Annotated in this window: 27 protein-coding genes and 1 tRNA gene; 19 read left to right on the forward strand and 9 right to left on the reverse strand. The window is 68.4% G+C overall.

What is annotated here, in order from left to right; genetic code table 11:
- Positions 1–14 precede the first annotated feature (14 nt).
- The 3 genes from AB0J62_RS33805 to AB0J62_RS33815 all read left to right on the forward strand — a co-directional run bounded on the left by AB0J62_RS33805 (position 15) and on the right by AB0J62_RS33815 (position 2,509).
- A complete protein-coding gene (locus AB0J62_RS33805; protein ID WP_363880020.1) occupies positions 15–917 on the forward strand; it encodes a 1,4-dihydroxy-2-naphthoyl-CoA synthase in 903 nt (300 codons plus the stop codon).
- Between the two features lie 146 nt (positions 918–1,063).
- The gene (locus tag AB0J62_RS33810) at positions 1,064–2,029 is read left to right on the forward strand and encodes a hypothetical protein (protein ID WP_363880023.1); all 966 of its coding nucleotides are present in this window, start codon (positions 1,064–1,066) and stop codon (positions 2,027–2,029) included.
- Positions 2,030–2,041: 12 nt separating this feature from the next.
- Positions 2,042–2,509, forward strand: a complete 468-nt coding sequence (locus tag AB0J62_RS33815; RefSeq protein ID WP_363880026.1) for a hypothetical protein — start codon at positions 2,042–2,044, stop codon at positions 2,507–2,509.
- Between the two features lie 31 nt (positions 2,510–2,540).
- Here AB0J62_RS33815 and upp read toward each other — a convergent pair whose 3' ends face one another.
- Positions 2,541–3,182, reverse strand: coding sequence for a uracil phosphoribosyltransferase (gene upp / locus AB0J62_RS33820; protein ID WP_134106109.1), 642 nt, complete (start codon positions 3,180–3,182; stop codon positions 2,541–2,543).
- 106 nt (positions 3,183–3,288) lie between these two features.
- Here upp and AB0J62_RS33825 point away from each other — a divergent pair, with 106 nt between their 5' ends.
- The 5 genes from AB0J62_RS33825 (at position 3,289) to AB0J62_RS33845 (ending at position 6,245) form a co-directional block, all read left to right on the forward strand.
- Positions 3,289–3,471: a hypothetical protein gene (locus AB0J62_RS33825; RefSeq protein ID WP_363880030.1), complete on the forward strand. Its 183-nt coding sequence runs from the start codon at positions 3,289–3,291 to the stop codon at positions 3,469–3,471.
- A 126-nt stretch (positions 3,472–3,597) separates the two neighbouring features.
- Complete coding sequence (locus AB0J62_RS33830; protein ID WP_363880033.1) at positions 3,598–4,071, forward strand: tRNA adenosine deaminase-associated protein; 474 nt, start codon at positions 3,598–3,600, stop codon at positions 4,069–4,071.
- A gap of 28 nt (positions 4,072–4,099) precedes the next feature.
- On the forward strand, positions 4,100–4,531 hold the full coding sequence (locus AB0J62_RS33835; protein ID WP_363880178.1) for a nucleoside deaminase: 432 nt from the start codon (positions 4,100–4,102) through the stop codon (positions 4,529–4,531).
- Positions 4,532–4,544: 13 nt separating this feature from the next.
- Positions 4,545–4,635, forward strand: a tRNA-Ser gene (locus tag AB0J62_RS33840).
- A 98-nt stretch (positions 4,636–4,733) separates the two neighbouring features.
- A complete protein-coding gene (locus AB0J62_RS33845; RefSeq protein ID WP_363880036.1) occupies positions 4,734–6,245 on the forward strand; it encodes a potassium/proton antiporter in 1,512 nt (503 codons plus the stop codon).
- Between the two features lie 2 nt (positions 6,246–6,247).
- Here AB0J62_RS33845 and AB0J62_RS33850 read toward each other — a convergent pair whose 3' ends face one another.
- Together AB0J62_RS33850 and AB0J62_RS33855 are read right to left on the reverse strand one after the other, a co-directional pair.
- Positions 6,248–6,811, reverse strand: a complete 564-nt coding sequence (locus tag AB0J62_RS33850) for a LytR C-terminal domain-containing protein (RefSeq protein ID WP_363880039.1) — start codon at positions 6,809–6,811, stop codon at positions 6,248–6,250.
- 29 nt (positions 6,812–6,840) lie between these two features.
- Complete coding sequence (locus AB0J62_RS33855) at positions 6,841–7,134, reverse strand: type II toxin-antitoxin system VapB family antitoxin (RefSeq protein ID WP_130445815.1); 294 nt, start codon at positions 7,132–7,134, stop codon at positions 6,841–6,843.
- Between the two features lie 178 nt (positions 7,135–7,312).
- Here AB0J62_RS33855 and AB0J62_RS33860 point away from each other — a divergent pair, with 178 nt between their 5' ends.
- The 5 genes from AB0J62_RS33860 (at position 7,313) to AB0J62_RS33880 (ending at position 12,295) form a co-directional block, all read left to right on the forward strand.
- Complete coding sequence (locus AB0J62_RS33860) at positions 7,313–8,857, forward strand: helicase HerA-like domain-containing protein (protein ID WP_363880043.1); 1,545 nt, start codon at positions 7,313–7,315, stop codon at positions 8,855–8,857.
- 219 nt (positions 8,858–9,076) lie between these two features.
- The gene (locus tag AB0J62_RS33865) at positions 9,077–10,342 is read left to right on the forward strand and encodes a GGDEF domain-containing protein (RefSeq protein WP_363880046.1); all 1,266 of its coding nucleotides are present in this window, start codon (positions 9,077–9,079) and stop codon (positions 10,340–10,342) included.
- Between the two features lie 21 nt (positions 10,343–10,363).
- Complete coding sequence (locus tag AB0J62_RS33870; protein ID WP_363880049.1) at positions 10,364–10,888, forward strand: SigE family RNA polymerase sigma factor; 525 nt, start codon at positions 10,364–10,366, stop codon at positions 10,886–10,888.
- Entirely contained in the window at positions 10,885–11,565 is a 681-nt protein-coding gene (locus AB0J62_RS33875; RefSeq protein ID WP_363880052.1) for a hypothetical protein, read from the forward strand. The genes AB0J62_RS33870 and AB0J62_RS33875 overlap by 4 nt, the downstream gene beginning before the upstream one ends.
- A 64-nt stretch (positions 11,566–11,629) precedes the next feature.
- Complete coding sequence (locus AB0J62_RS33880; RefSeq protein WP_363880055.1) at positions 11,630–12,295, forward strand: hypothetical protein; 666 nt, start codon at positions 11,630–11,632, stop codon at positions 12,293–12,295.
- Between the two features lie 48 nt (positions 12,296–12,343).
- Here the strand turns inward: AB0J62_RS33880 and AB0J62_RS33885 are convergent, their stop codons facing one another.
- Complete coding sequence (locus AB0J62_RS33885; protein WP_363880058.1) at positions 12,344–13,732, reverse strand: hypothetical protein; 1,389 nt, start codon at positions 13,730–13,732, stop codon at positions 12,344–12,346.
- 157 nt (positions 13,733–13,889) lie between these two features.
- Between AB0J62_RS33885 and AB0J62_RS33890 the strand changes: the two genes are divergently transcribed.
- Together AB0J62_RS33890 and AB0J62_RS33895 are read left to right on the forward strand one after the other, a co-directional pair.
- Positions 13,890–14,405: a SigE family RNA polymerase sigma factor gene (locus AB0J62_RS33890; RefSeq protein ID WP_130445821.1), complete on the forward strand. Its 516-nt coding sequence runs from the start codon at positions 13,890–13,892 to the stop codon at positions 14,403–14,405.
- A complete protein-coding gene (locus AB0J62_RS33895; RefSeq protein WP_363880063.1) occupies positions 14,405–15,469 on the forward strand; it encodes a hypothetical protein in 1,065 nt (354 codons plus the stop codon). Before AB0J62_RS33890 ends, AB0J62_RS33895 begins: the two co-directional genes overlap by 1 nt.
- Before the next feature lie 39 nt (positions 15,470–15,508).
- On the opposite strand, the gene AB0J62_RS33900 is transcribed toward AB0J62_RS33895, so the two are convergent.
- Both AB0J62_RS33900 and AB0J62_RS33905 read right to left on the reverse strand, forming a co-directional pair.
- Positions 15,509–16,012, reverse strand: a complete 504-nt coding sequence (locus tag AB0J62_RS33900; RefSeq protein WP_363880066.1) for a DinB family protein — start codon at positions 16,010–16,012, stop codon at positions 15,509–15,511.
- A complete protein-coding gene (locus tag AB0J62_RS33905) occupies positions 16,009–16,803 on the reverse strand; it encodes a helix-turn-helix transcriptional regulator (RefSeq protein WP_363880069.1) in 795 nt (264 codons plus the stop codon). Before AB0J62_RS33905 ends, AB0J62_RS33900 begins: the two co-directional genes overlap by 4 nt.
- Positions 16,804–16,916: 113 nt before the next feature.
- Between AB0J62_RS33905 and AB0J62_RS33910 the strand changes: the two genes are divergently transcribed.
- Both AB0J62_RS33910 and AB0J62_RS33915 read left to right on the forward strand, forming a co-directional pair.
- Positions 16,917–17,279, forward strand: coding sequence for a nuclear transport factor 2 family protein (locus AB0J62_RS33910; protein WP_363880072.1), 363 nt, complete (start codon positions 16,917–16,919; stop codon positions 17,277–17,279).
- A 60-nt stretch (positions 17,280–17,339) separates the two neighbouring features.
- The gene (locus AB0J62_RS33915) at positions 17,340–18,083 is read left to right on the forward strand and encodes a phytanoyl-CoA dioxygenase family protein (RefSeq protein WP_363880075.1); all 744 of its coding nucleotides are present in this window, start codon (positions 17,340–17,342) and stop codon (positions 18,081–18,083) included.
- Here AB0J62_RS33915 and AB0J62_RS33920 read toward each other — a convergent pair.
- The gene (locus AB0J62_RS33920; RefSeq protein WP_363880078.1) at positions 18,075–18,932 is read right to left on the reverse strand and encodes an aminoglycoside phosphotransferase family protein; all 858 of its coding nucleotides are present in this window, start codon (positions 18,930–18,932) and stop codon (positions 18,075–18,077) included. The genes AB0J62_RS33915 and AB0J62_RS33920 overlap by 9 nt on opposite strands.
- Before the next feature lie 89 nt (positions 18,933–19,021).
- On the opposite strand from AB0J62_RS33920, the gene AB0J62_RS33925 reads away from it, so the two are divergent.
- On the forward strand, positions 19,022–19,822 hold the full coding sequence (locus AB0J62_RS33925; protein ID WP_363880081.1) for a methyltransferase domain-containing protein: 801 nt from the start codon (positions 19,022–19,024) through the stop codon (positions 19,820–19,822).
- A 427-nt stretch (positions 19,823–20,249) separates the two neighbouring features.
- Positions 20,250–21,002 (forward strand): hypothetical protein, encoded by a 753-nt coding sequence (locus AB0J62_RS33930; protein ID WP_363880084.1) that lies wholly within the window; start codon positions 20,250–20,252, stop codon positions 21,000–21,002.
- Between the two features lie 157 nt (positions 21,003–21,159).
- Here the strand turns inward: AB0J62_RS33930 and AB0J62_RS33935 are convergent, their stop codons facing one another.
- Together AB0J62_RS33935 and AB0J62_RS33940 are read right to left on the reverse strand one after the other, a co-directional pair.
- Entirely contained in the window at positions 21,160–21,489 is a 330-nt protein-coding gene (locus tag AB0J62_RS33935) for a hypothetical protein (RefSeq protein ID WP_363880087.1), read from the reverse strand.
- On the reverse strand, positions 21,486–21,671 hold the full coding sequence (locus tag AB0J62_RS33940) for a hypothetical protein (RefSeq protein ID WP_134106088.1): 186 nt from the start codon (positions 21,669–21,671) through the stop codon (positions 21,486–21,488). The genes AB0J62_RS33935 and AB0J62_RS33940 overlap by 4 nt, the downstream gene beginning before the upstream one ends.
- Positions 21,672–21,873 lie beyond the last annotated feature (202 nt).

A 21,873-nucleotide genomic window follows, 5' to 3' on the forward strand; every position in this document is an offset into this window, starting at 1 on the left:
AATATGCTCGCGGGGTGACTGTCTCCGAGATCTTCGACCCGTCGGCCTGGAAGCAGGTGGACGGCTTCGAGCTGACCGACATCACCTATCACCGGGCAGTTGACGCCGGCGTGGTGCGGATCGCGTTCAACCGGCCCGAAGTACGCAACGCGTTCCGGCCGCAGACCGTCGACGAGTTGTACCGCGTGCTCGATCACGCGCGGATGTCGACCGACGTCGGGTGCGTGCTGCTCACCGGCAACGGTCCCTCGCCGAAGGACGGCGGCTGGGCGTTCTGCTCGGGCGGCGATCAGCGGATCCGCGGCAAGGACGGCTACAAGTACGCCGAGGGCACGACGGCGGATTCGATCGACCCGGCCCGCGCGGGGCGGCTGCACATCCTCGAAGTACAACGGCTGATCCGCTTCATGTCGAAGGTCGTGATCTGTGTTGTTCCCGGGTGGGCCGCGGGTGGTGGACACAGCCTGCACGTGGTCGCGGACCTGACGCTGGCTTCGGCGGAGCATGCGCGGTTCAAGCAGACCGATGCCGACGTGGCGTCGTTCGACGGCGGGTTCGGATCGGCGTACCTGGCCCGTCAGGTCGGGCAGAAGTTCGCGCGGGAGATCTTCTTCCTCGGCGACGAGTACTCCGCCGAGGACGCGTACCGGATGGGCATGGTGAACAAGGTCGTGCCGCACGCCGAGCTCGAGGCGGTCGCCCTCGAGTGGGGCAAGAAGATCTGCGCGAAATCGCCGACCGCGCAGCGGATGCTGAAGTACGCGTTCAACCTGATCGACGACGGACTGGTCGGCCAGCAACTGTTCGCGGGCGAGGCCACGCGCCTCGCCTACGGCACCGACGAGGCCGCCGAGGGCCGCGACGCATTCCTCGAGAAACGCGACCCCGACTGGTCGCCGTATCCCTACGCCTTCTAGTTGCCCGCGCTCCAGGGCCGAACCCTGTGCCGGAGAAGGTCCGCTCATCCGGCCTGGAAGTTCATAACAGTAGATTATGAGTATTTCACAGAAAATATAGTGCGAACTACAGACAGTTCGCGGTAGATCGCTTACGGTCGGGCGCTATGGACAATCTCTCCCGCCGTGGATTGCTCGTTGGTGCCGGTGCGCTGGCTGCTGCCGGGGCTGTCGGTCTGCCTGCTTCTGCTCGTCCGTTCACGCTGCCGCCGTCGCGTCGGTTCGTCTTGGACGGGCCCGGTGGAGAGGTGTTTCGCGGCAAGCCGCTGGCCGACGTGACGGTCATGCAGTCGATCGCGTTCGACAACCCGAACCAGCGGCTGTTCACCGGCCAGTTGCGCGCGGGTTCGCCGGCCAACAGTGGTGATCTGACGCTGACGCAGCTCACGCTCGCCGGGGGCGTCGTGGGGCACATGTACCTGAGCGGGTTCGGCCACGCCGTCTCGATCGGAGCAGAGGCGGTCGGACGTACGACGTACCTGTGGACCGAGACCGACGTGGACACGGCCAACGCGCGAGGTCGGGAGATCGCTCGGTTCCCGTGGCAGGACGGCGCGACGTTGACGAAGGACTCACCCGGGCTGCGGAGCTGGAAACCGGTGGCCGACGGTGCGGTCTTCACGCCGTCCGTCGATCAACGGCACGGACGGATCGGGGTCCGGCACACGCTGTCGGACGGATTCCACATCAACGTGTACTCATTGGCGGCCGCGCGGACAGGCAACTTCTCGCGCGTGCTCGCCTCGTTCAAACAGCCGGCGATGACGGCTGACATCGACTTCCAGGGCTGGGCGTTGTACGGCTCGTACGTCTACCTCTGGGAGGGCGAGGCGTACGCCGGTGCCTCCGACCCCGCACTGGCAACGTCGAAGCTCTGGACCTACGACATCAACAAAGGCGAGATCGTCGAGTCCGTGAAGATCGTGGACGGCGGCGACCTGGTCTACCGCGAGGCCGAGGGGGTCGGTGTGTATGTCGACCCGTTCGGTCGCGCGCAGCTGCGGTTCGGCTTCGCCTCCGGTGTCACCGGCGATCGCCGAGCCGATCTCTTTTGCCGCAACAGATTGGTCTAGCCAATGGACAACATGTCCCGTCGCAGGTTGCTGACGGGTGCCGGCGCATTAGTTGCCGCAGGCACCCTCGGCGTACCCGTGGCCACCGCCCGGACTCTGTCCCTCCCGACCTCCAAGCGCTTCAAGATGAGCGCGACCACCAACGAGTTCTTCCGCAGTCAGCCGCTGCACGACGCGACCGTGATGCAGTCGTTCGCCTTCGACACTCCCAACAACCGGCTTTTCGCGGCGCAGTTGCGGGCCGGCAGCGGGGCGTACGGCACTCGTTGTCCGACCGGATGCACATCAACGTGTACTCGCTGGCCGCCGCGCGAGCCGGTGACTACTCGACCGTGCTCGCGTCGCCTGACCTACCGCGAGCCGGAGGGTATGGCGGTCTACGGCTCCACCGACGCGACCGCCCGCCTGTACTTCGGCTTCGCCTCCGGCGTCACCGGCGACCGCCGAGCCAACCTCTTCTACCGCAACACGCTGGCCTGACTTCTACCTGCAACCCCTGATCCGATCAGGACTACTGGGCGACGCCGTACAAGCGGTCGCCGGCGTCGCCTAGGCCCGGGACGATGTAGCCCTTGTCGTTCAGGTGGGAGTCCATGCCGGCGATGACGAGGTTGCACGGGACGTCGAGGTGGGTGAGTTCGCGTTCGACGCGCTCCACGCCTTCGGGGGCGGCGAGCAGGCAGATTGCGGTGATGTGGTCGGCGCCGCGGTCGACGAGGAACTGGATCGCCGCCGCGAGGGTGCCGCCGGTCGCCAGCATCGGGTCGAGGACGTAGCACTGGCGCCCGGACAGATCCTCCGGTAGGCGCTCGGCGTACGTCGAGGCCGTCAGCGTCTGCTCGTTGCGGACCATCCCCAGGAACCCGACCTCCGCGGTCGGCAGCAGCCGGGTCATGCCCTCGAGCATGCCCAGTCCGGCCCGCAGGATCGGCACCACGAGCGGCTTCGGTGCGGCCAGCTTGACGCCCTCCGCCTCGGCGACGGGCGTCTGGACGGTGACCGGACCGGTGCGGACGTCCCGGGTCGCCTCGTAGGCGAGCAGCGTGACGAGTTCCTCGGTCAGCCGGCGGAACGTGGGTGAGTCCGTGTGCTCGTCGCGCAGCGCGGTGAGCTTGTGGGCGACGAGCGGATGGTCCACGACGAGGATCTGCATAAGCCGGAACGCTACCGTCGGCGATTCGCGTCGGGAAACCTCGCTCGCTGTCAGACTGAGAAGTGCACCGGAATCTGCCCTGCTTCGCCCACCAGGGAGTACGCCGATGACCGTCGAGCCCAAACCGCGCCTGGTGGTACCCCGCCGTGACCTCGACCGGTTGCGCCGGCGGGCCGAGTTCCTGCGCGAACTCGAGGAGGCGAAGGCACTCCGCGACCGGATCGCGCCCCGGCGGGCACGGGTCCGACAGCTACGCGAGGCGATGCGGAGAGCTACGTACCATCACTAGGAGGGGCGCGCCTCCAGGCCTTCTCCGACTGTTGACCCGTGTTGGTGGATCTGATACCGCTCCGAGATCGCATGGAGAGGCGGAGTCTGGGACGATGACCCGGTGTCCGATGCCATGGCTGGGCCGATGACCACTGACCTCGATTTCGCGGTCGCCGCTTACACCGAGGACGGGAACTGGACCGTCACCCCGCTGGTGCTCCGTGGTGAACCGGACCTGTCCACGCTGGTCTCGGCGCTGCGCCGATTCCCGGGCGAGGGCGGCGTACTGGGCATGGTGTCGGTCGACGAGGACTTCTTCGTGCTGGTCCGCGTCGCCGGCGGCCGGGCCCGGTTGCTGATCTCCGACGTGACCGCCGCGACCGAGTGGCCGATCGCCCGGCAGGTCGTCGACGAGCTGGACATCCCGCTGGCCGATGACGACGACGAGCAGGTCCCGGCCGGCGATCTCGCGATCCTCGCGGACCTGGGGATGACCGCGATGGACCTCGGTGCGCTCTGCGACGACGTCGACCTCTACCCCGAGGAGATGCTCGAGGAGATCGCCGAGGCGCTTGGGTTCGGCAACCAGTTCCACGACGCGATCGAAGCTGTTGGCTAGCCCACTGCTGCGGCGCGAGTGGTCGCGGTTGATGATGCTCGCGCTGGAGGAGGGCGAGAAGGCGCTTCCCGACGTACCGATCGGGGCCATCGTGGTTGATGCCGACGGGCAGGTGATCGGGCGCGGGCACAACGAGCGCGAGACGACGGGTGACCCGACCGCACATGCCGAAGTACTCGCGATCCGGGAGGCGGCGCGGCACGTCGGCGAGTGGCGGCTGAGCGGGTGCACGCTCGTCGTCACGCTGGAGCCGTGCACGATGTGCGCCGGGGCGATCGTGCTGTCCCGGCTCGACCGGCTGGTCTTCGCGGCGTACGACGAGAAGGCGGGCGCGGTCGGATCGCTGTGGGACGTCGTCCGGGATCGCCGGCTCAACCATCGGCCCGAGGTGATCGGCGGTGTGATGGCCGACGAGGCGGGCGCGCGGCTGCGCGATTTCTTCATTCGTCACCGGCCTTGATATTGTCCTCGGCGGTGGCGTGTCCGAGCGGCCGAAGGAGCGCGCCTCGAAAGCGCGTGACGGGCAACCCCCGTCCGAGGGTTCAAATCCCTCCGCCACCGCCAACCGCCCTTCGGGGCGGAAGATAGGCCGGAGACCCTGATGCTGTGTGATGCGTCAGGGTTTTCGTCTCTCGGGACCTGACGTTCGACGGGAGGGCCCCATGGATGTATCGGAGCTCGACCGGATCCTGCTGGCGGGGGCTGTGGTCCTGCTGGTCGCGGTCGTCGCCGTCCGGCTGACCGCGCGGCTCGGGCTCCCGTCGCTGCTCATCTACCTCGGGATGGGCCTGGTGCTCGGCGAGTCGGGACCGGGGCACATCCATTTCGAGGACGCGCAGCTGGCGCATGCGCTGGGGTTCGCGGCACTGGTCGTGATCCTGATCGAGGGCGGTCTGACCACCCGGTGGAACGAAGTACGCCCGGTGATGCCGCTCGGGCTCGTCCTCGCGACGGTCGGGATCGCGGTCAGCGTCGCTGTGGTCGCCTGCGTGGCGCATTTCGTCCTCGGGCTCAGCTGGCAGCTGTCCGTGCTGCTCGGTGCCGTGACGTCTCCTACGGACGCGGCGGCCGTGTTCTCGGTGCTCAGGCGGGTGCCGATCCGACCGCGGCTGCGTGGGGCGCTGGAGGCCGAGTCCGGTCTGAACGACGCACCGACCGTCCTGCTGGTCACCCTGGTGAGCACGGGCGAGGTCGGCGACAAGGGCGTGCTGTCGTTCACCGGCCTGGTGCTGTACGAGCTGGTCGTCGGCGCCCTGTTCGGCCTGCTGATCGGGTGGGTCAGCGTCGGCCTGATCCGCCGGATGGCGCTCGGCTCCGCGGGCCTCTACCCGCTCGCGGTGATGTCGGTCGCCTTCATCTCGTACGCCGGGGGCTCCGTCCTACTGCACGTATCGGGATTCGCGGCCGTTTACGTGACGTCGCTGGTGCTCGGGCGGGCGGAATTGCCGCATCGGATGGCGACCCGGTCGTTCGTGGACGGGATCGCCTGGCTCGCGCAGATCGGGCTGTTCGTGATGCTCGGGCTGCTGGCGTCACCCGGACGGTTCCGGCTGAACGACGTACTTCTCGCGCTGGTGATCGGGATCGCGGTGACGGTCGTCGGGCGGTTCCCGTCGGTGGCGATCTCAGCGGCTCCGTTCCGGCTCCCGTGGCGGGAGTGGACGTTCATCTCCTGGGCGGGGCTGCGCGGCGCGGTGCCGATCGTCCTGGCGACGATCCCGCTCGCCGAGGGAGTGCCGCAGGCGGACCGTATCTTCGACGTGGTGTTCGTGCTGGTTCTGCTGTTCACGCTGCTGCAAGGGCCGTCGCTGCCGTGGCTGGCGGCTCGTCTCAAGGTGCTCGACGAGAACGCGGCGCACGAGGTCGACATCGACGTGGCTCCGCTGGAATCACTTGGCGCGGACATGCTCCAGGTCTACGTCCCGAGCGAGTCGCGGCTGGCCGGCGTCGAGATCGGCGAACTGCGGTTGCCGCCGGGCGTCTCGGTCTCGCTCGTCATCCGCGGTGAACACGCCTTCGTGCCGGACCGCCGTACGGTCCTCCGCGCCGCCGACTCGATGCTGGTCGTTGCCCCGAGCCCCGTCCGCGAACAGGCCGTCCGCCGCTTACGAGCCGTCTCCCGGGCCGGCCGCCTGGCCGGCTGGTTCGGCGAACGCGGCCGCGAACAGCACTGAGCTCAGTTGGGGTTCTGGCCGGAGGGGATGGGCTGCGGGGTGTGGATGACCGGGAGGCAGACGGTGGTGCCGGCGGGCACCTGGACCGACGGCATGCCCTTGAGGCGCACCGAGCCGAAGCCGGCACCGATGACCAGGTCGACGGTGTGGTCGGTGCGGCCGTCGGCGACCATCACGGCCTTCTGGTTGAGCTGACCGGCGACCAGCGCCAGCTCGGGCGAGTTCGTCGCGACGCCGCGGAGCTCGGCCACGTCGACCTTGTTGCCCTTGGGCTCGTTGGAGATCTTGCCGATGTTGAACCCGCGCTGCTTCAGGGCGTCGGCGACCCGCTGCGCGGAGCCTGCCCTCGCGCCGCCGTTGTATACGTTCAGCACGACCTGCTTCGGGACCAGCCGGTTGTTCGGGAGCTTCTGCTCGACACACGTCGGCTCGGCGCTGCTGTTGATCAGGGAGTTCCAGCCCCACCACCCGCCGCCGGCGAGAATGCCCAGCAGGATCACCATCGTGATCGGCGTACGCCAGCGAATGCGCGAATGCGGCCGCGGTTGCGGATGGATCGCTGTCATCGGCTCAACCCCCCGTGAGCAGACATGGGTCAGTCCACTACCAAGACCCGAGCGTGGAGGACCTGACGCTGCTGCAGCGCGGCACGGAGGGCGCGGTGCAGGCCGTCCTCGAGGTACATGTCGCCCTTCCATTCCACAACGTGCGCGAACAGGTCACCGTAGAAGGTCGAGTCCTCGTCGAGCAGCGCGTTCAGGTCAAGGGTGCCCTTCGTCGTGACGAGTTCGTCCAGCCGCACCTGCCGTGGCGGCAGCGAGGACCAGTCCTTCGGCCGCAGCCCATGGTCCGGGTACGGCCGGTCTTCCCCGACGCGCTTGAAGATCACCTCCCGAAGTCTAGCGGGGTAGAAGGTCTCAAGTGGAGGTCATGAATGTCACCGGAATAGTCCGGTGCTCGCGTACAACCTTTCGGCGTCGCCAAACGTCCTAACAGGACGGCGAGGACTAGCATGCCGACCGGGTAGTACGAGCGATTCCAGGCAACCGGGGAAAGGCACGCTGACCATGGCTGAGTCAGGCGACGTCGTTGAGACTGTCAAGCAGGGGTATGCGTTCGAGGGGCCGGCACTCGAGCTGGGTGTGTTGCTGGTCGACGGTGAGCCGAAACCGGAGGCAGCGGTCCGGATCCCGCTCGGGATGATGAACCGGCACGGCCTGGTCGCGGGCGCCACCGGTACCGGGAAGACGAAGACGCTCCAACTGATGGCCGAGCAGCTGTCCGCGGCCGGTGTGGCGGTGTTCGCGGCCGACATCAAGGGCGACCTGTCGGGTGTCTCGCAGCCTGGGGAGGGCAACGACAAGCTGCTGGCGCGGACCAAGTCGATCGGCCAGGACTGGACCGCGACCGGCTTCCCGACCGAGTTCTACGCGCTCGGCGGCCAGGGCACCGGCATCCCGATTCGCGCCACGATCACGTCGTTCGGGCCGGTGTTGCTGTCCAAGGTGCTCGGGCTGAACGACGTACAGGAGTCGTCGCTCGGACTGATCTTCCACTACGCCGACAAGGCCGGGCTGACGCTGCTCGACATCAAGGACCTGCGCTCGGTCATCCAGCACCTGACCTCCGACGAGGGCAAGGACGACCTGAAGGAGCTCGGCGGGCTCTCCGCGGCCACCGCCGGCGTCATCCTGCGGTCGCTGATCGGGTTCGCGGATCAGGGCGCGGAGGCGTTCTTCGGCGAACCGGAGTTCGACACCGCCGACATGCTGCAGCAGCGTGACGGCAAGGGCCTCATCTCGCTGCTCGAACTGCCGAACCTGCAGGACCGGCCGGCCCTGTTCTCGACGTTCCTGATGTGGCTGCTCGCCGACCTGTTCCACGACCTGCCCGAGGTCGGTGACCTGGACAAGCCGAAGCTGGTGTTCTTCTTCGACGAGGCGCACCTGCTGTTCAACGACGCGTCGAAGGCGTTCCTCGACGCCATCGCGCAGACCGTCCGGCTGATCCGGTCGAAGGGTGTCGGCGTCTTCTTCGTGACGCAGACGCCGAAGGACGTGCCGGACGACGTACTGGCGCAGCTCGGTTCACGGGTGCAGCACCAGCTGCGGGCGCATACGCCGAACGACGCGAAGGCCCTGAAGGCGACCGTGTCGACGTTCCCGAGTTCGTCGTACGACCTGGGCGAGGTGCTGACCCAGCTCGGGATCGGTGAGGCGATCGTGACCGTGATGAACGAGAAGGGTGCGCCGACCCCGGTCGCGTGGACCCGGTTGCGAGCGCCGCAGTCGCTGATGGCGCCGGCGTCCGCGGAGCAGCAGACCGCGGCGGTGCAGGCCTCGCCGAACAACGCGAAGTACTCGCAGGCCATCGACCGCGAGTCGGCGTACGAGATCCTGGCGGCGAAGGTGCAGGCCGGCGCGGCTCAGGCCGAGGCCGAGAAGCAGGCCAAGGAGCAGGCCAAGCAGCAGCCGGAGTCGCGGCCGCGGGCGCAGAAGCCGGAGAAGTCGATGGTCGAGCAGGTCATCGGCTCGTCGGCGTTCAAGCAGTTCGCCCGGTCGGCCGGCCGGGAGATCGTCCGCGGGCTCTTCGGTTCTGCTCGAAGGCGCTGATCTTCCTTCCGTGCAAGGAAATCCGGCGTCTGATTGTTGATCAAACGACTGAATACTGAAGGATCGTCGATCGTTTCCAAGTCGTCATCCACAGCCGCGCCGCCACGGATTGGGACCTGACGCTCACTCGTCGTACCGTGTGAGGTGATGGTTGCACAGAGTAGGCAAGCGGTGCGTTCCTAGGCGCTCTGGACCCTGACGGTCCCGGCGTTCGCCGTCGTGGTGCTCGTCGACCTGGCCGCGATCGGGTACGGCGTGCAGGCGTTCACGGACCGTCCCGACTGGCGCGGGCTGGATGTGGTGTTCGCGCTGACGGTGTCCGCACTGATCTCGGTCGAGGGCGCGCGCCGGGTGGAGAACCGGCGGCGGCGCGGCGGCGCGCTGCACAAGGACCTCGCCCCGGCCTGGATGATCGCCGCGGCCGTGATCCTGCATCCGGCGCTGGCGATCCTGGTCGCCGTACTGCTCCGGATCTGGTGGCGGATCCGGGCCGGCAAATGCATCCCGTACCGGTGGGCCTTCTCGACCGCGGTCCACGTGCTCGCGGTCGGCGCCGCGCACGAGGTCTTTGTCTCGCTCCGCGGCGTCACCGGCGGCGACTTCGGTCTGGTCGTCTCGATGGTCGCCGCTTCGGCGGCGTACGTGGCGACCGACACCGTGCTCTGCGGGCTGGCGATCTCGCTGATTATTCCGGGCAGCAGTCGCCGCGAGGTGATCGGCGGTCTGGACGATTTGGGCACTGACGCGACCGCCGCCACGCTCGGCTGCCTGCTCGCGGCCGCCTGCCTGATCAGCCCGTGGTTCGCGTTCGTCGCGATCCCGATCACGCTGACCGCGCAGCGCGCACTGCTCCTCGGTCAGTTGGAGTCCGAGGCGCAGACCGATCCGAAGACCAGCCTGACCCGGGTCGATTGGTGGCGCCGGCGGACCGAGGACATGCTGCGGACCGTCCGGGCCCAGCGCGAGCCGATGGCGGTCCTGCTGATCGACATCGACCACTTCAAGCAGGTCAACGACCGGCACGGCCACCTGGTCGGCGATGAGGCCCTGCGCGCGGTCGCGACGATCTTGCGCAGCGCGATCCGGGCGAAGGACGTGATCGGCCGGTTCGGCGGCGAGGAGTTCGTGATCGCGCTCCCGGACACCGGGCTCGACGAGGCGACCATCACCGCCGACCGGCTCCGCAACGCGGTCTCCGCCAGCCCACTGGCCGCGATGTGCGCCGGCGTACTCGACGCTCCGGACCTGGATCCGGACACGTTCCACCTGACCGTCAGCATCGGCGTCGCCGTGTATCCGAACGACGGAGCGACCGTCGACGACCTGCTGCTCCGCGCCGACCGCGCGATGTACGCCGCCAAGGCCGCCGGCCGCAACCGCGTTCGCCTGGCCGCCGACACGATCGCGCTGCCCAGGCTGAGCGGCTCGGACAAGATGTACGACGCGACAGAACCTTTGACCCCGGCGCGGCGTCCTGTTGCCTGAGGGCAACTGGACGGAGGCCGGATGGGTGCTGCGGGGAGTCGCGACGACGACTTCACGGCCTTCGTGCTGGCCAGGTCCGCTCGGCTGATGCATTTCGCGCGGATGCTGTGCGGGGATGCGGGGCTCGCCGAGGATCTGGTGCAAACGGCGTTGGAGAAGGCGTACCTGCGCTGGGACCGGATCGAGATGGCTGATCCCTTTGCGTATGTCCGGCAGGCGGTGGTCAACCAGCACCTGTCGTGGGTGCGGCGACGGCTCTGGCGGGAGCGGCCGAGCGGCGATCCCATCGACCTGGAGCCCTGGGCCGGCGCCCTGAGTGATTCGGCCGGGCTGAGCGATCGTCGGCTGGCGTTGCTCAGTGCTCTGCGGTTGCTGACCCGGCGCGAGCGTGCGGTCGTCGTACTCCGGCATGTGGAGGACCTGTCCGAGGGGGACACCGCTGCCGTGCTCGGGGTGGCAGTCGGCACGGTGAAAAGCTCGAACGCCCGGGCCTTGCGGAAGCTGCGCGCCGCACCGGCGTTGGCGGGAGTGGGAGAGACGGTATGAGCATCGAGAGCGAGCTCCGCGAGCTGCGGACGGACAGCCCGGCGCTGGACCCCGCGCGGGTGATCGCCGGAGCGCGCCGGCGGCGTCGCCGTGGGGTGCTCACGGCCGCCGCGGCATCGGCTGGAGTCGCTGGTGTTGCAGCAGTCGGCCTGCTGGTCGCGCAGGATCCGGTGGCGGTTGGTCCTCCGGTGGCTGCGACGCCCTCGTCGGTGACCCCGTCTGTCACGCCGCCGCGATACGTCTTCGAGAACACCCGACCTGCGGTGGTCCCGCTCGCCGCCGGTGTCGAGGTGAAGATCGGGCCGTACCTGTCCTTCAAGACCAAGGGCACCCAGTGGGCGGTGATCAGCCGGCGGCCGGGTGAGCCGGCGTACGAGCCGTTCGGCTGGCGGCAGACAGTGGGGAACGCCAACATCGGCGACGGCGCGGGTCCGGGGCTGCAGATCGCCGACAATGTGGTGACGTCGGTGTTCAGGAGCGAGACGGCGACCACGGTCGTCTACACGTCCGGCCGCAAGGCCTGGTACGGGCAGGTCCGCCGGCTGGCTGGTATCCCGGGTTGGGTCGCGGCGACGGCGGCGCTCCCGGTCGACGCGCAGTCGGTCTTCGCGTACGACGCCGACGGCAAGCTGGTCGGGTGTCTCGGTGATCCCAAGGACGATCCGTTGCGCCGGTGAAGAACCTTTCCCGCGGCGGGCACGTCCTTCAGCCCGACAACGAAACCTTGCGAAAGGCAACGAGATGCGAGACACGAGAGGGCTGACCCGGCTGTTGCCGGCCGGCCTCGCCGCGGTCGCGGTGGCGGGCACGATGGTCGCTGTCGCGGTGTTCACCGGGACGAACGACAAGGCCGCCGCTCAGGACACCGCGGTGGCGGGCGGTCCGGGTGGGACGATCGTGAAGAGCACCACGCCCGCGGCGCCGGTGAAGAAGGCGCCCAAGGCAACGAAGTACCAGTTCCAGAATGCCCGGCCCGCGGTCGGGACGCTGGCCGCCGGTCGGGAGGTGAAGCTCGGTCCGGGGCTGTACTTCAAGACGAAGGGCACGCAGTGGGCGGTGATCAGCCGGCAGCCGGGTGAGCCGGCGTACGAGCCGTTCGGGTGGCGGCAAACCGTTGGTAACGCCAACATTGGCGATGGTACCGACCCGGGAATGCAGTCGGTCGGCCGTACGGTCAGCTCGGTCTTCAAGAGCTCGCAGGCCGCGACCGTCGTCTACACGGTCGGCACCAAGGCCTGGTACGGGAAGATCTACCGGCTCGCCGGGATCACCGGCTGGGTCGAGTCTTCCGCGCAGGTGACTCCGTTGACGCCGCAGAACTCGCGCAGCAACGGCGTCTTCGTGTACGACGCGCAGGGCAAGCTGCTCAAGCGCTTCGGCGGCGGCGCGGACCCGCTGGCTCGCTGACACCGGGACTCCCGTACGTGGGCGGGCGTACGGGAGTCCCAGCCTGCATCAGCAGGTGCCGAAGGTGCCGGCCGAGATCCAGGCCTTTGCGACGTACATGCCGGTATTCACGCGGAGCCAGATGTTGGTCGTGCCCTGGGAACCGGTGACGGTCTCACCGGTGGTCTGGCATTCGACGGTGACCTGTGCGGACTTGCCGGCCATGCCGACGACCGCGCCGGTCGAGTTCGGTGCGTTGCGGACGTTCAGGTAGCCGGACGAGATCGAGACTGTTCCGCGGCCGCCGTCACCCGTCCACAGGTACGTGACGTCGACGAACGAGTTGTCGGCCAACTTCAGCGCGTCCCAGAACACGCCGTCCGCAAGGTCGATCCCCGCTGGGTTGGCGACGGTGCGGCCGAACTGATCCTTGCCTCCGTTGTAACCGTCCTGGTACGCCGCCTGCGCCTCCGGCTTGCCCTGTGGCAGGTCCTTCCACATCTCGCGGGTCGCGCTCGGGTTCCAGTAATCGTCCTTCGTGTTCCACGGCCCGACGTCCCACACCGGCTCGAAGGCGCAGCGCGATGCGGTGCATACCTTGACGGAGTACGTGCCGGATCCGTTGCCCGACAGCCCACGCCGTGAGGGCAGTGCGACGAAGTGGTCGCGGCTCACGATCACGTGGCCGTTGGCCGTCGTACCGCCGACCAGGCCTTCGCGGGTGGCGAAGACGTGCGACTTGAGCGGCGCGGCCTGAACGCTCATCCGCGGAGCCGCGACCTTGTCGGTCGGCTGAACGGTCAGATCGGCGACGGATGGGCTGCCGCCGGTCGGCGGCGCGGTGATGATCACCCGCAGCTGGACCTGGTCGCTGGCGCTGGGCAACGCGGTTGGGGCTCCGGACTTCGCCTCGGTCCACTCCGACCATCGGCCGGCGGCCCAGGATCGTACGTCGACTGACGCGGACATACCGTTTGGTATGGCGGCCGAGTAGCCGACCACCACGGCCGAGGTCAAGCCGGCGAAGTGGACCGGCGTGAGCTCGGCCAGGCCGGAGCGTTGGTAGATCTCGGTCGAGCCGATCGCGGCGGGTGCGTCGCCGAGGATGATCCGGCCGCCTTCGGCGCGGACGTTGCTCGACCCCGCGACTGGCTGCGAGACGGCGACGGGCTGGGACGCGGCGACGGGCTGGGACGCGGCGACGGGCTGGGACGCGGCGACCGGCTGCGACGCGGCGACCGGCTGCGAGGCGGCGACGCGCTGGGACGCGACGCGCTGGGAGGCGGCGGGCTGGGAGGCGGCGGCGGGCTGGGGCCGGGCGACGGACTGGGAGGCACGGGTGGGGTCGGGTGCCGCGGCGGGGTCGGGTACGGCGGCGTTGCTCGGCAAGGTTGCGGTAAAGATCGCCGCGGTCAGGGTCAGACAGGCGGCGAGTGCGGCTGGGCGGCTGGTACGCATGGGCGGAACCTCCGGGGCGGTGAAGGCTTGTGCACCCAATGTGACAAACAAACACCGCCTCTGTATAGCCCGTGAATAAATTTCCTCCTACTCCGAACAGAACCCGATCGGTGACTCAGCGGGTTTGGACCGGTGTGACAGAGGCTGAGGAGAATCGATGACCCGGACCGCGGACGCCGACTTCGAGCGATTCGTCGTGGCGCAGTCGACCCCTTTGCTCCGCTTCGCGGAGATGTTGTGCGGCGATCGGCATACCGCCGAGGACCTCGTGCAGCAGGCGTTGATGCGGTCCTATCCGAAATGGCACCGGTTGGAGGGCGACCCGTTGCGGTTCGTCCGGCGGGTGCTGGTCAACCGATTCCTCTCCCAGGCCCGCCGGCGCTGGAACAACGAAGTACCCAGTGATCCGGTAGCAAACGATTGGGACCAGCGAGCGGTGGCGGACTTCGCCGGGGCGGTCCAGACCAGGGAGGCCGTGCTCTCGGCTCTCAACGGTCTGACCGTCCGGGAGAGAGCCGTGGTCGCGCTGCGCTACTCGCAGGATCTCTCCGAGGCCGAGACCGCCGAGCTCCTCGGTATGGCGGCCGGGACCGTGAAGAGCACGGCCTCCCGGGCGCTGGCCAAGTTGCGTCTGGCACCCGACCTGATCGACAGCGGAGTTGGAGGAAACTGATGAGTGACGAGCAGCAAGTACGGAACGCGCTGACGTATGAGATGGAGCCGTGGCAGCCGGACGCCGGTGACCTGATGCGGCGCGGCAAGCGGCTGACCTGGCTGCGCCGGGGACTGGCCGCGGCGGGCGTCACCGCCCTGGCTGGAACCGTCGCGACGGTGTCCGCCGCGGTCGGCGGACCGACCCTTCCGGTCAAGAACCTGCTGGTCGGCGGAAAGCCTCCGATGCCGGCAGTGATTCCGGCCGGTACGCCGTCGGCGCCGTCGATCGACCCGACCTGCCTCCCGGCCAAGCCGAAGCTGCCCAAGGTGGTCGTGAACAAGACGATCGACCCGAACAACCCGCAGAAGCCGACACTGCCGGCCAAGCCCACGCTGCCGGTGAAGCCGACCCTGCCGACCCTGCCGACCCTGCCGACCGGCAAGCCCACGCTGCCGAGCAAGCCGAGCCTGCCGACCACCCGGCCCTCGTTGCCTGCCAAGCCGACCTGGCCGACGACGAAACCGACGCTGCCGAGCAAGCCGGGCATCCCCACCACCAAGCCCACCTGGCCGACCGGCAAGCCCACGCTGCCGAGCAAGCCGACCCTGCCGACCACCAAGCCCACACTGCCGTCGGGCAAGCCCAGCCTGCCGACGACGAAGCCGACCCTCCCGTCGCTGCCGGCCAAGCCGACGCTGCCGAGCAAGCCTTCGCTGCCGGCCAAGCCGACGCTCCCGACCGCCAAGCCGTCGTTGCCCGGCAAGCCCGCGGTCCCGGCCGTGCCGGACTGCGTACAGGGCGTGCCGACCAGCAAGCCGAGACTGCCGAGCAAGCCGAACCTGCCCGGCAAGCCTTCCCTTCCGACGGCGAAGCCGACCGCACCGAAGCCGACTGTGCCATCTGTGCCAACTGTGACGGTCTCGGCCGGTGTGAAGGTGACGGTCAAGCCGCACAGCAAGCCGACGCTGCCGTCGATCCCGACGACGAAGCCGACGCTGCCGACCCCGTCGTCCAAGCCGAGCTTCCCGACGCCGAGCATCCCGACGGCGTTCCCCACCGGCCACCCCTCCTCAGGCCGGTAGGGCTCCCGGCCACCGGCGAGTAGGCCCTCCCTGCAAGACCTACTCGCCGGTGGCCCCATCCACAAGCTCGCGGGCCACGTCCAAGTGGCCCGCGTGCCGTGCGTACTCCTGCAGGACGTGGAACAGGATCCAGTTCAGCGTCGGCCGGTCGTCGGGCCCGAACCGCCCGCCGGCAGACGCAACCGTCGCGGGATCCATTCCGCTGACGACCTGCCGCGTGAACTCACCACCCGCGTGCAACTGAGCCAGCAGGCTCTCCAGCGAGTCGTCGACCGTCACCGTCCAGGGACCGTCGGGATCATCTCCGGAATCACCCCACGGATGCTCGACCTGCTCAGCGGTGAAGCCCCACCGCAGCCACCGTCGCTCCATGAAGACCAGGTGCTTGAGCAGCTCCAGTGGCGACCAACCCGACGGCAGCCGGCTGCCGCGTAGCTCGGCGTCGCTCAGCCCGGTCAGCTTCTTCTCGATGATCTCGCGATACCGATCGAGGTACTGCAGATGCAGCTCGATCGTGTCTGCGACCTCCCGGGCCGGCTTCACGAAAGGCTCCGCAGGTACTCCGCGGTCGCATCGTCGGCGGGATAGAACGACTCGATCATCAGCTCGGACACCGTGACGTCGAGTGGTGTGCCGAAGGTCGCGATCATCGTCAGCAACGACAACTCCCGCCCGTCGTGCGTGAGCTTGAACGGTATGACGACCTCGGCCGGTCCGGGTGGTGCCGGCTTGTCGTCCACGGCGTACGTGCGAAGTTCGTCGTACAGGTCCTGGAGCTCAGGGTCGGCCGTGCTCGCGGCCTGGCGTTGCAGGCTGGAGAGTGCGCTGGCACGGACCTCGGCGATGTTGCTGATCCGCTTGGCCAGGCCGTCCGGGTGCAGGGTCAGCCGGAGGGCGTTGATCGGTGCCTGGAGCAACTTCTCGTCGACGCCCGCGGTGAAGATCTGGATCCCGGCGTTGGTCTCGACGATGTTCCACCAGCGGTCGACGACGAGCGCCGGGAACGGCTCGTGGGCCTTCAGCAGGCGGCGCAGCGTCGTACGAACAGCAAGCATCGCCGGCGAGTGCAGCGACGCCTCGCTGTAGATCGGCGCGAAGCCGCCCGCGAGCAGCAGCTGGTTCCGGTCCCGGAGTGGTACGTCGAGGTGCTCGGCGAGCCGCAGCACCATGTCCCGGCTCGGTTTCGACCGCCCGGTCTCCACGAAACTCACGTGCCGGGTGGACACCTCGACCCGGTTCGCCAGCTCGAGCTGACTGAGCCGGCGCCGCTCCCGCCACCCGCGCAGAAGCTCGCCCACCGGGCGTTGGAACGTCTCCTCGATCGTTGCTGCCATACCCCGACCGTAGCGGTCGGCGTAGACATCGCCATTACCTCTGAGGTCATCGACCGCTGCCCGGGTACGGCGGCAAGGTTCTGGTCATCGAAACCTTCCGAGGAGGAAACACCATGAACGCAACCGCTCTCGCCGACCAGTACTTCGCGATGTGGAACGCCGCCGACGCCGACCGCCGGGCCGAGCTCATCGCCGCGACCTGGACCGACGACGCGACCTTCCAGGACCCGAGCTTCGAGACCACGGGCCACGACGAGCTGAACAAGCTGGTCGGCGTCGCACAGCAGATGTTCCCCGGCCTGTCCTTCGTCCGCACCGGTGACATCGACGAGCACCACGCCTACCTGCGCTGGACCTGGCACCTCAAGGCCGACGGGCAGGAGCCGGTGGCCGGCGGCACCGACATCGTCGTCCTCGACGGCGACGGCAAGATCCAGAAGCTGATCGGCTTCCACGATTTCGCGCCCGAACACTGAGCCGGCCGCGAACTGTTAATTGAGTGGAAGCCCGGCGGAGGCCCGGAGCACCATGGGCGAGTGCTGACCGCCGAAGAGCTGGACGTTTTCGAGCGCGACGGGATCGTGAAGATCCCGTCCGCGTTCTCCGCCGACGATGCCGCGCGGATGCGGGACGCCTTGTGGGACGAGTTGTCCGAGCGGTACGGGATGGATCGTGACGACCGGTCGACCTGGACTCCGTCGCGACCAACGGGTCTGAAGAGCACGAAGTCGTCTCGCGCGGCCCACGCGATCCTCGGGCCGCGGGTGCGGTCGGCGCTCGACGGTCTGCTGGGTAAGTGGCTCGAGCCCAAGCACCAGGGGCAGGTCCTCGTCACGATGCCCGAGGGTGGGCAGTGGGCCGTCCCGCATCGCCAGTGGCACACCGACGTGGGCTTCGACGAAACGCCCCAGGCCGTCAAGATCTGGGCGTTGCTCGGCGATCTCGAGCCGGGTGGCGGCGGGACACCGCAGGTCGCAGGTTCGCACCAGGTGGTCGAGCGCTTCCTGACCACGACCGAAGAGCGCGAGTTCAAGGCCGTGCGTGACGAAGTACTGCGGTCAGACCCGTGGTTCCGCAACCTGACGTCCGAGCAGCGCACGCTGGATCCGATGGCGCCGGCAGATCTCGACGGGCTGCCGGTCCGGGTCATCGAGCTCACCGGTCAGGCCGGCGACGTGTACCTGACGCATCCGTGGATCCTGCACTCGATCGCGCCGAACGCGGCCGATGCGCCCCGGATGATGCGCAGCCGCTTCATTTACGCTGCTCGTTCATCGTGAGAGGGCGTTGATCAACCTCGCGCATCGGACCGGGTCCTCGGTCAGGCCCGCTTGAAGTCCCCACAGCCAGTAGTCGACGGTCCGCCAGATCACCCAGTCGCGGGCGCGGTCCCGGTCCAGACCGGCTTCGCGAACCGCGAGATCGAAGTACGGGACGATGTCGGTCATCCTGTCGGGGTCCCACCACAGAACGCGACCGAGGTCGAACTCGATGTCCCCGCGGTACAGCACCGGGTCGACCATCAGCCAGGCCTCCCGGTGCCCGGCGAGGACCTGGCCGGAATGGAAGTCGCCGTTGACCGCCGCGGTCGACGTGGTCTCGGTCGGGGCGACGTCGAGTGCCTCGCGCAGGATCGCGGCGTCGAACGGACGGCTGAGCCGTTCCCACTGCGGCTCCAGCTCGGCTGATCGCGTCGTCACGATGTCCGCGGTCGACAACGCATCCTCCGGCCCGGGGACGGCGATCCTGCGCATCAACTGCCCGAGTACGGCGATCACTTCGTCGATCGGCCGGGTCATCAACGGAGTCGACAGCCGCTCGAGCAGCATCGCCCCGGCCTCGGCGTCGTCATCCACCAACAGGACCATGCCGCGGCCGTCCCACCATTTCAGCGCCCGGACCTGCTGCGTGACCTCGGCACCGGGCTGCGACATCCGCAGTGCGAGCTCCGTGCCGTCCCGTTCGACCGGTACGACGATCGCGTTCGACCCGTGGGCGATCGGCCCTGCTACAGCGAGGTTCCAGCGGCGGCATTGCTCGTCGACTGCTCGGGGCAACGATTCCAGCCAGGCCTGCCCTTCCGTCCACCACCGGGGCATCTCGAGGAACGTCTCGGGCAGCTCGATCACCCTGGAACCGTAGCGGGGCAACCCGGGGCAGCGCTTCCGATTTCCAGAAGGCCTCCCCGGAAACGGGATCGCGGACCATGATGTGGGACATGGGCGGAGAGGTTGACGTTGACGGGTTGCAGTTCGACCCCGAGGTTTCCCGGCAGATCGAGTCGGTCTACCGGACCCCGGATGTGGTCGAGCAGCGACGGGTCGTGCGGGCGGCGTTGGCGTTGCGGCCGGGGGACCGGGTGCTGGACGTCGGTGTGGGGCCGGGATTGCTGGCGGCCGAGATGGCCGAGGAGGTCGGGCCGGACGGACGGATCTGCGGGATCGACATCAGCGAGAGCATGCTGGCGATCGCGGGGACCAGGACGGAGGTGCCTGGTGGACCCACGATCGAGCTCGAGCTGGCTACGGTCGCCCGGATCCCGCATCCGGCGGAGAGCTTCGACGTGGTGGTGTCGACCCAGGTGTTCGAGTACGTCGAGGACGTGGCCGGCGCGCTCGCGGAGGTACGGCGGGTGCTGCGGCCGGCCGGTCGCGTCGTACTGCTCGACACCGATTGGGGATCGGTCGTGTGGCGGTCGAGTGACGACGAGCGAATGGCCCGGGTGCTGACCGCGTTCGAGGACCATCTGGCCGATCCACATCTGCCACGGACGCTGGCCGACGTACTGGCCACGTCCGGTTTCACTCTGACCCACGAACAGGTGGTGCCGATCCTCAACACGGGGTACGACGCGCGTACGTACAGTGCCGGGCTGATCGACATCGTGTCGGAGTTCGTGCCGGGTCACGCGGGTGTGACCGAGGAGGAGGCCCAAGCCTGGGCAGACGATCTGCGGAGTCTGGGGCCGAGCTACTTCTTCAGCCTGAACAGGTATCTGTTCGTCGCGTCCGCGCTCTGAGGCACCGTACCCCGGCGGGTGCATCCTGGGAGAGACACACCCGCCGGGCCGGTCGTTCTCCCGCCCCTCAGTGGGAGAACTCGCGGCTCGGTGAACACCACCCATGCCCGAATGGCACTGACCGAACCGCGGGACCACCTACAGGTACCCCATCCGGCCCCTTCGCACACACCCCGGCACGCGGAGCGGACGGAAAACTTCACGTTCCCCAAACCTTTACAGCTAGTTACCTGACCTCGCACCTGCTTAGGCTGAGCTGCGATTTCGCCCGCCGGGGGTCGGCGCGCGATCGACCAGGGGGAAGGAAACGGGGCTATGCCGGAAGTGTTCGACGACGAGTTGACCGACGACGAGCTGGACCAGCTGGAGGCGCTCGGCGCCGCCGAGGACGCGGAGCTGATCCTCGGCCCGGCGACCGGGGATAAAGATGCCTGAGGCAAGGATTTCTTGGCGCGGCGTCACGATGAACAAGCGGACGGTGGCGATGGTCGAGGCCGCCGAGCAGCTGTACAAGTCGAAGTTCGCGATCCTGCAGGGGTCGTACAACAAGGGCGGCGTGGAGGCGTCGGCCGGCACCCACGACGGGGGCGGCGCGGTCGACATCGACGTACGGACGAAGAGCGCCGCGCAGCGGGTCGCGGTGCTGAAGGCGATGCGCGCGGTCGGGTTCGCCGCGTGGCTGCGAACGCCGACGCAGGGCAACTGGCCGTACCACGTCCACGGCATCGCTGTCGGCGACAAGGACCTGTCCCGCGGGGCGGCGATCCAGGTCACGGAGTACCACCGCAAGCTCAACGGGCTGGCCAACCGGGGTAAGGACGACGGGCCGCCCGGGTACTACGGGATGACCTGGGAGCTCTACCTGAAGGCACACCCGCCGAAGCAGCCGGTGCCGGACTCGACGATCTCGCTGGCCGCGATGGCGTACGCGCGGACACATGACGCGATGACCGGCGTGTGGGGCGCGGACCGGGCCCGGGTGATCGCCTGGGCGGCGCACCCCCGGGTCGGCGCGATCACCAAGGCCGAGACGGTGCCGGCCGCGGGCGTGCCATGGCACCTGCACTTCCAGCGGGTGATCCGGAAGGTGCAACTGCACTTCAAGCTCGAGGTCACCGGGATCTTCAACAACTCGGTCGCCGCGGTGATGAAGCGGTACGGGTACACGATCGTCGCCTGAGTTCGTTTGCGGGCGGACGCGACATGGGCAAGGCCCCACCGGTAGCAGCCGGTGGGGCCTTGTTGGTCCACTACCGCCCGGGCATCCCCGGTGCAGCTGTGGAGGTGGAGAGCGGAACCGACGCCGATGCAGGGGTCAAGACGTCAGCTCCGCTTGCCTATGGAGTTGTCACTATCGAGTCGACCGCCCAGACCTGCGCCTGGTGGAACTCGAGGTGCTGGCGCAGTGCCGCCGGAGCGCCGTTGTCTACGCCGAGGTGGTTCATGGTCGGTACGACGACCGCACGGACGTCGGACCGCTTCACTTCGTCGAGCAGTGCGTGGAATGCAGCGGACTCGGCCGCGTCGCGCTCGGTGTAGACGGTGCCGAGGGTGAATCCCTCCGCGCTGGCGAATGCGGCGAGCGAATCGGTCGCCGCGGCCAGCTCCTCCGCGCAGCTCAGCGCGTCGGCCCGTACATACCCGAGCAGCGTCGGCCGGGTGGTCATCGCTCTGCCGTGTCCACCAGCACCGGCTCGCTCGTCACCCGGAGGGAGGCGAACCGCCGACGCATGGCTTCCTCGTACTGCCCGGCCTGCTCCACGTTCGTGGTGTGGTCCGCGATGGGGTGAGCGCCGAACCAGACCCGCACCCGACGGTGCGTTGCGGGGGTCTCGAGCGTCTCGGTCATCGCAGTTCCTTCAGCAGTGTGTGGTAGGCCCCGAACGGCTTTGTCCGGCGCTGAGTAAAGAACACAACATCGGCGGGCCCTTCGGAACAGTTTGGAAGGGACCTTTACAGAGGCCTAACGCAGAGTAGGGAAACCCTACGAATCCGCAGGTCAACGGCCACTCGAACCGGTACCCGGGGAGTAAGGAAACCATGTCAAGAAT

Origin of the sequence: Kribbella sp. NPDC049584 (genome assembly GCF_040675555.1) — a bacterium.
Taxonomy (GTDB): Bacteria; Actinomycetota; Actinomycetes; order Propionibacteriales; family Kribbellaceae; genus Kribbella.

Bases quoted from the DNA above. Each gene is read 5' to 3' on its own strand.
- AB0J62_RS33810 (WP_363880023.1), top strand. From the start codon at position 1,064: ATGGACAATCTCTCCCGCCGTGGATTGCTCGTTGGTGCCGGTGCGCTG.
- AB0J62_RS33815 (WP_363880026.1), top strand. From the start codon at position 2,042: ATGTCCCGTCGCAGGTTGCTGACGGGTGCCGGCGCATTAGTTGCCGCA.
- upp (WP_134106109.1), bottom strand. From the start codon at position 3,182: ATGCAGATCCTCGTCGTGGACCATCCGCTCGTCGCCCACAAGCTCACC.
- AB0J62_RS33825 (WP_363880030.1), top strand. From the start codon at position 3,289: ATGACCGTCGAGCCCAAACCGCGCCTGGTGGTACCCCGCCGTGACCTC.
- AB0J62_RS33830 (WP_363880033.1), top strand. From the start codon at position 3,598: ATGACCACTGACCTCGATTTCGCGGTCGCCGCTTACACCGAGGACGGG.
- AB0J62_RS33845 (WP_363880036.1), top strand. From the start codon at position 4,734: ATGGATGTATCGGAGCTCGACCGGATCCTGCTGGCGGGGGCTGTGGTC.
- AB0J62_RS33850 (WP_363880039.1), bottom strand. From the start codon at position 6,811: ATGACAGCGATCCATCCGCAACCGCGGCCGCATTCGCGCATTCGCTGG.
- AB0J62_RS33860 (WP_363880043.1), top strand. From the start codon at position 7,313: ATGGCTGAGTCAGGCGACGTCGTTGAGACTGTCAAGCAGGGGTATGCG.
- AB0J62_RS33870 (WP_363880049.1), top strand. From the start codon at position 10,364: ATGGGTGCTGCGGGGAGTCGCGACGACGACTTCACGGCCTTCGTGCTG.
- AB0J62_RS33875 (WP_363880052.1), top strand. From the start codon at position 10,885: ATGAGCATCGAGAGCGAGCTCCGCGAGCTGCGGACGGACAGCCCGGCG.
- AB0J62_RS33880 (WP_363880055.1), top strand. From the start codon at position 11,630: ATGCGAGACACGAGAGGGCTGACCCGGCTGTTGCCGGCCGGCCTCGCC.
- AB0J62_RS33885 (WP_363880058.1), bottom strand. From the start codon at position 13,732: ATGCGTACCAGCCGCCCAGCCGCACTCGCCGCCTGTCTGACCCTGACC.
- AB0J62_RS33890 (WP_130445821.1), top strand. From the start codon at position 13,890: ATGACCCGGACCGCGGACGCCGACTTCGAGCGATTCGTCGTGGCGCAG.
- AB0J62_RS33895 (WP_363880063.1), top strand. From the start codon at position 14,405: ATGAGTGACGAGCAGCAAGTACGGAACGCGCTGACGTATGAGATGGAG.
- AB0J62_RS33905 (WP_363880069.1), bottom strand. From the start codon at position 16,803: ATGGCAGCAACGATCGAGGAGACGTTCCAACGCCCGGTGGGCGAGCTT.
- AB0J62_RS33910 (WP_363880072.1), top strand. From the start codon at position 16,917: ATGAACGCAACCGCTCTCGCCGACCAGTACTTCGCGATGTGGAACGCC.
- AB0J62_RS33925 (WP_363880081.1), top strand. From the start codon at position 19,022: ATGGGCGGAGAGGTTGACGTTGACGGGTTGCAGTTCGACCCCGAGGTT.
- AB0J62_RS33930 (WP_363880084.1), top strand. From the start codon at position 20,250: ATGCCTGAGGCAAGGATTTCTTGGCGCGGCGTCACGATGAACAAGCGG.
- AB0J62_RS33935 (WP_363880087.1), bottom strand. From the start codon at position 21,489: ATGACCACCCGGCCGACGCTGCTCGGGTATGTACGGGCCGACGCGCTG.
- AB0J62_RS33940 (WP_134106088.1), bottom strand. From the start codon at position 21,671: ATGACCGAGACGCTCGAGACCCCCGCAACGCACCGTCGGGTGCGGGTC.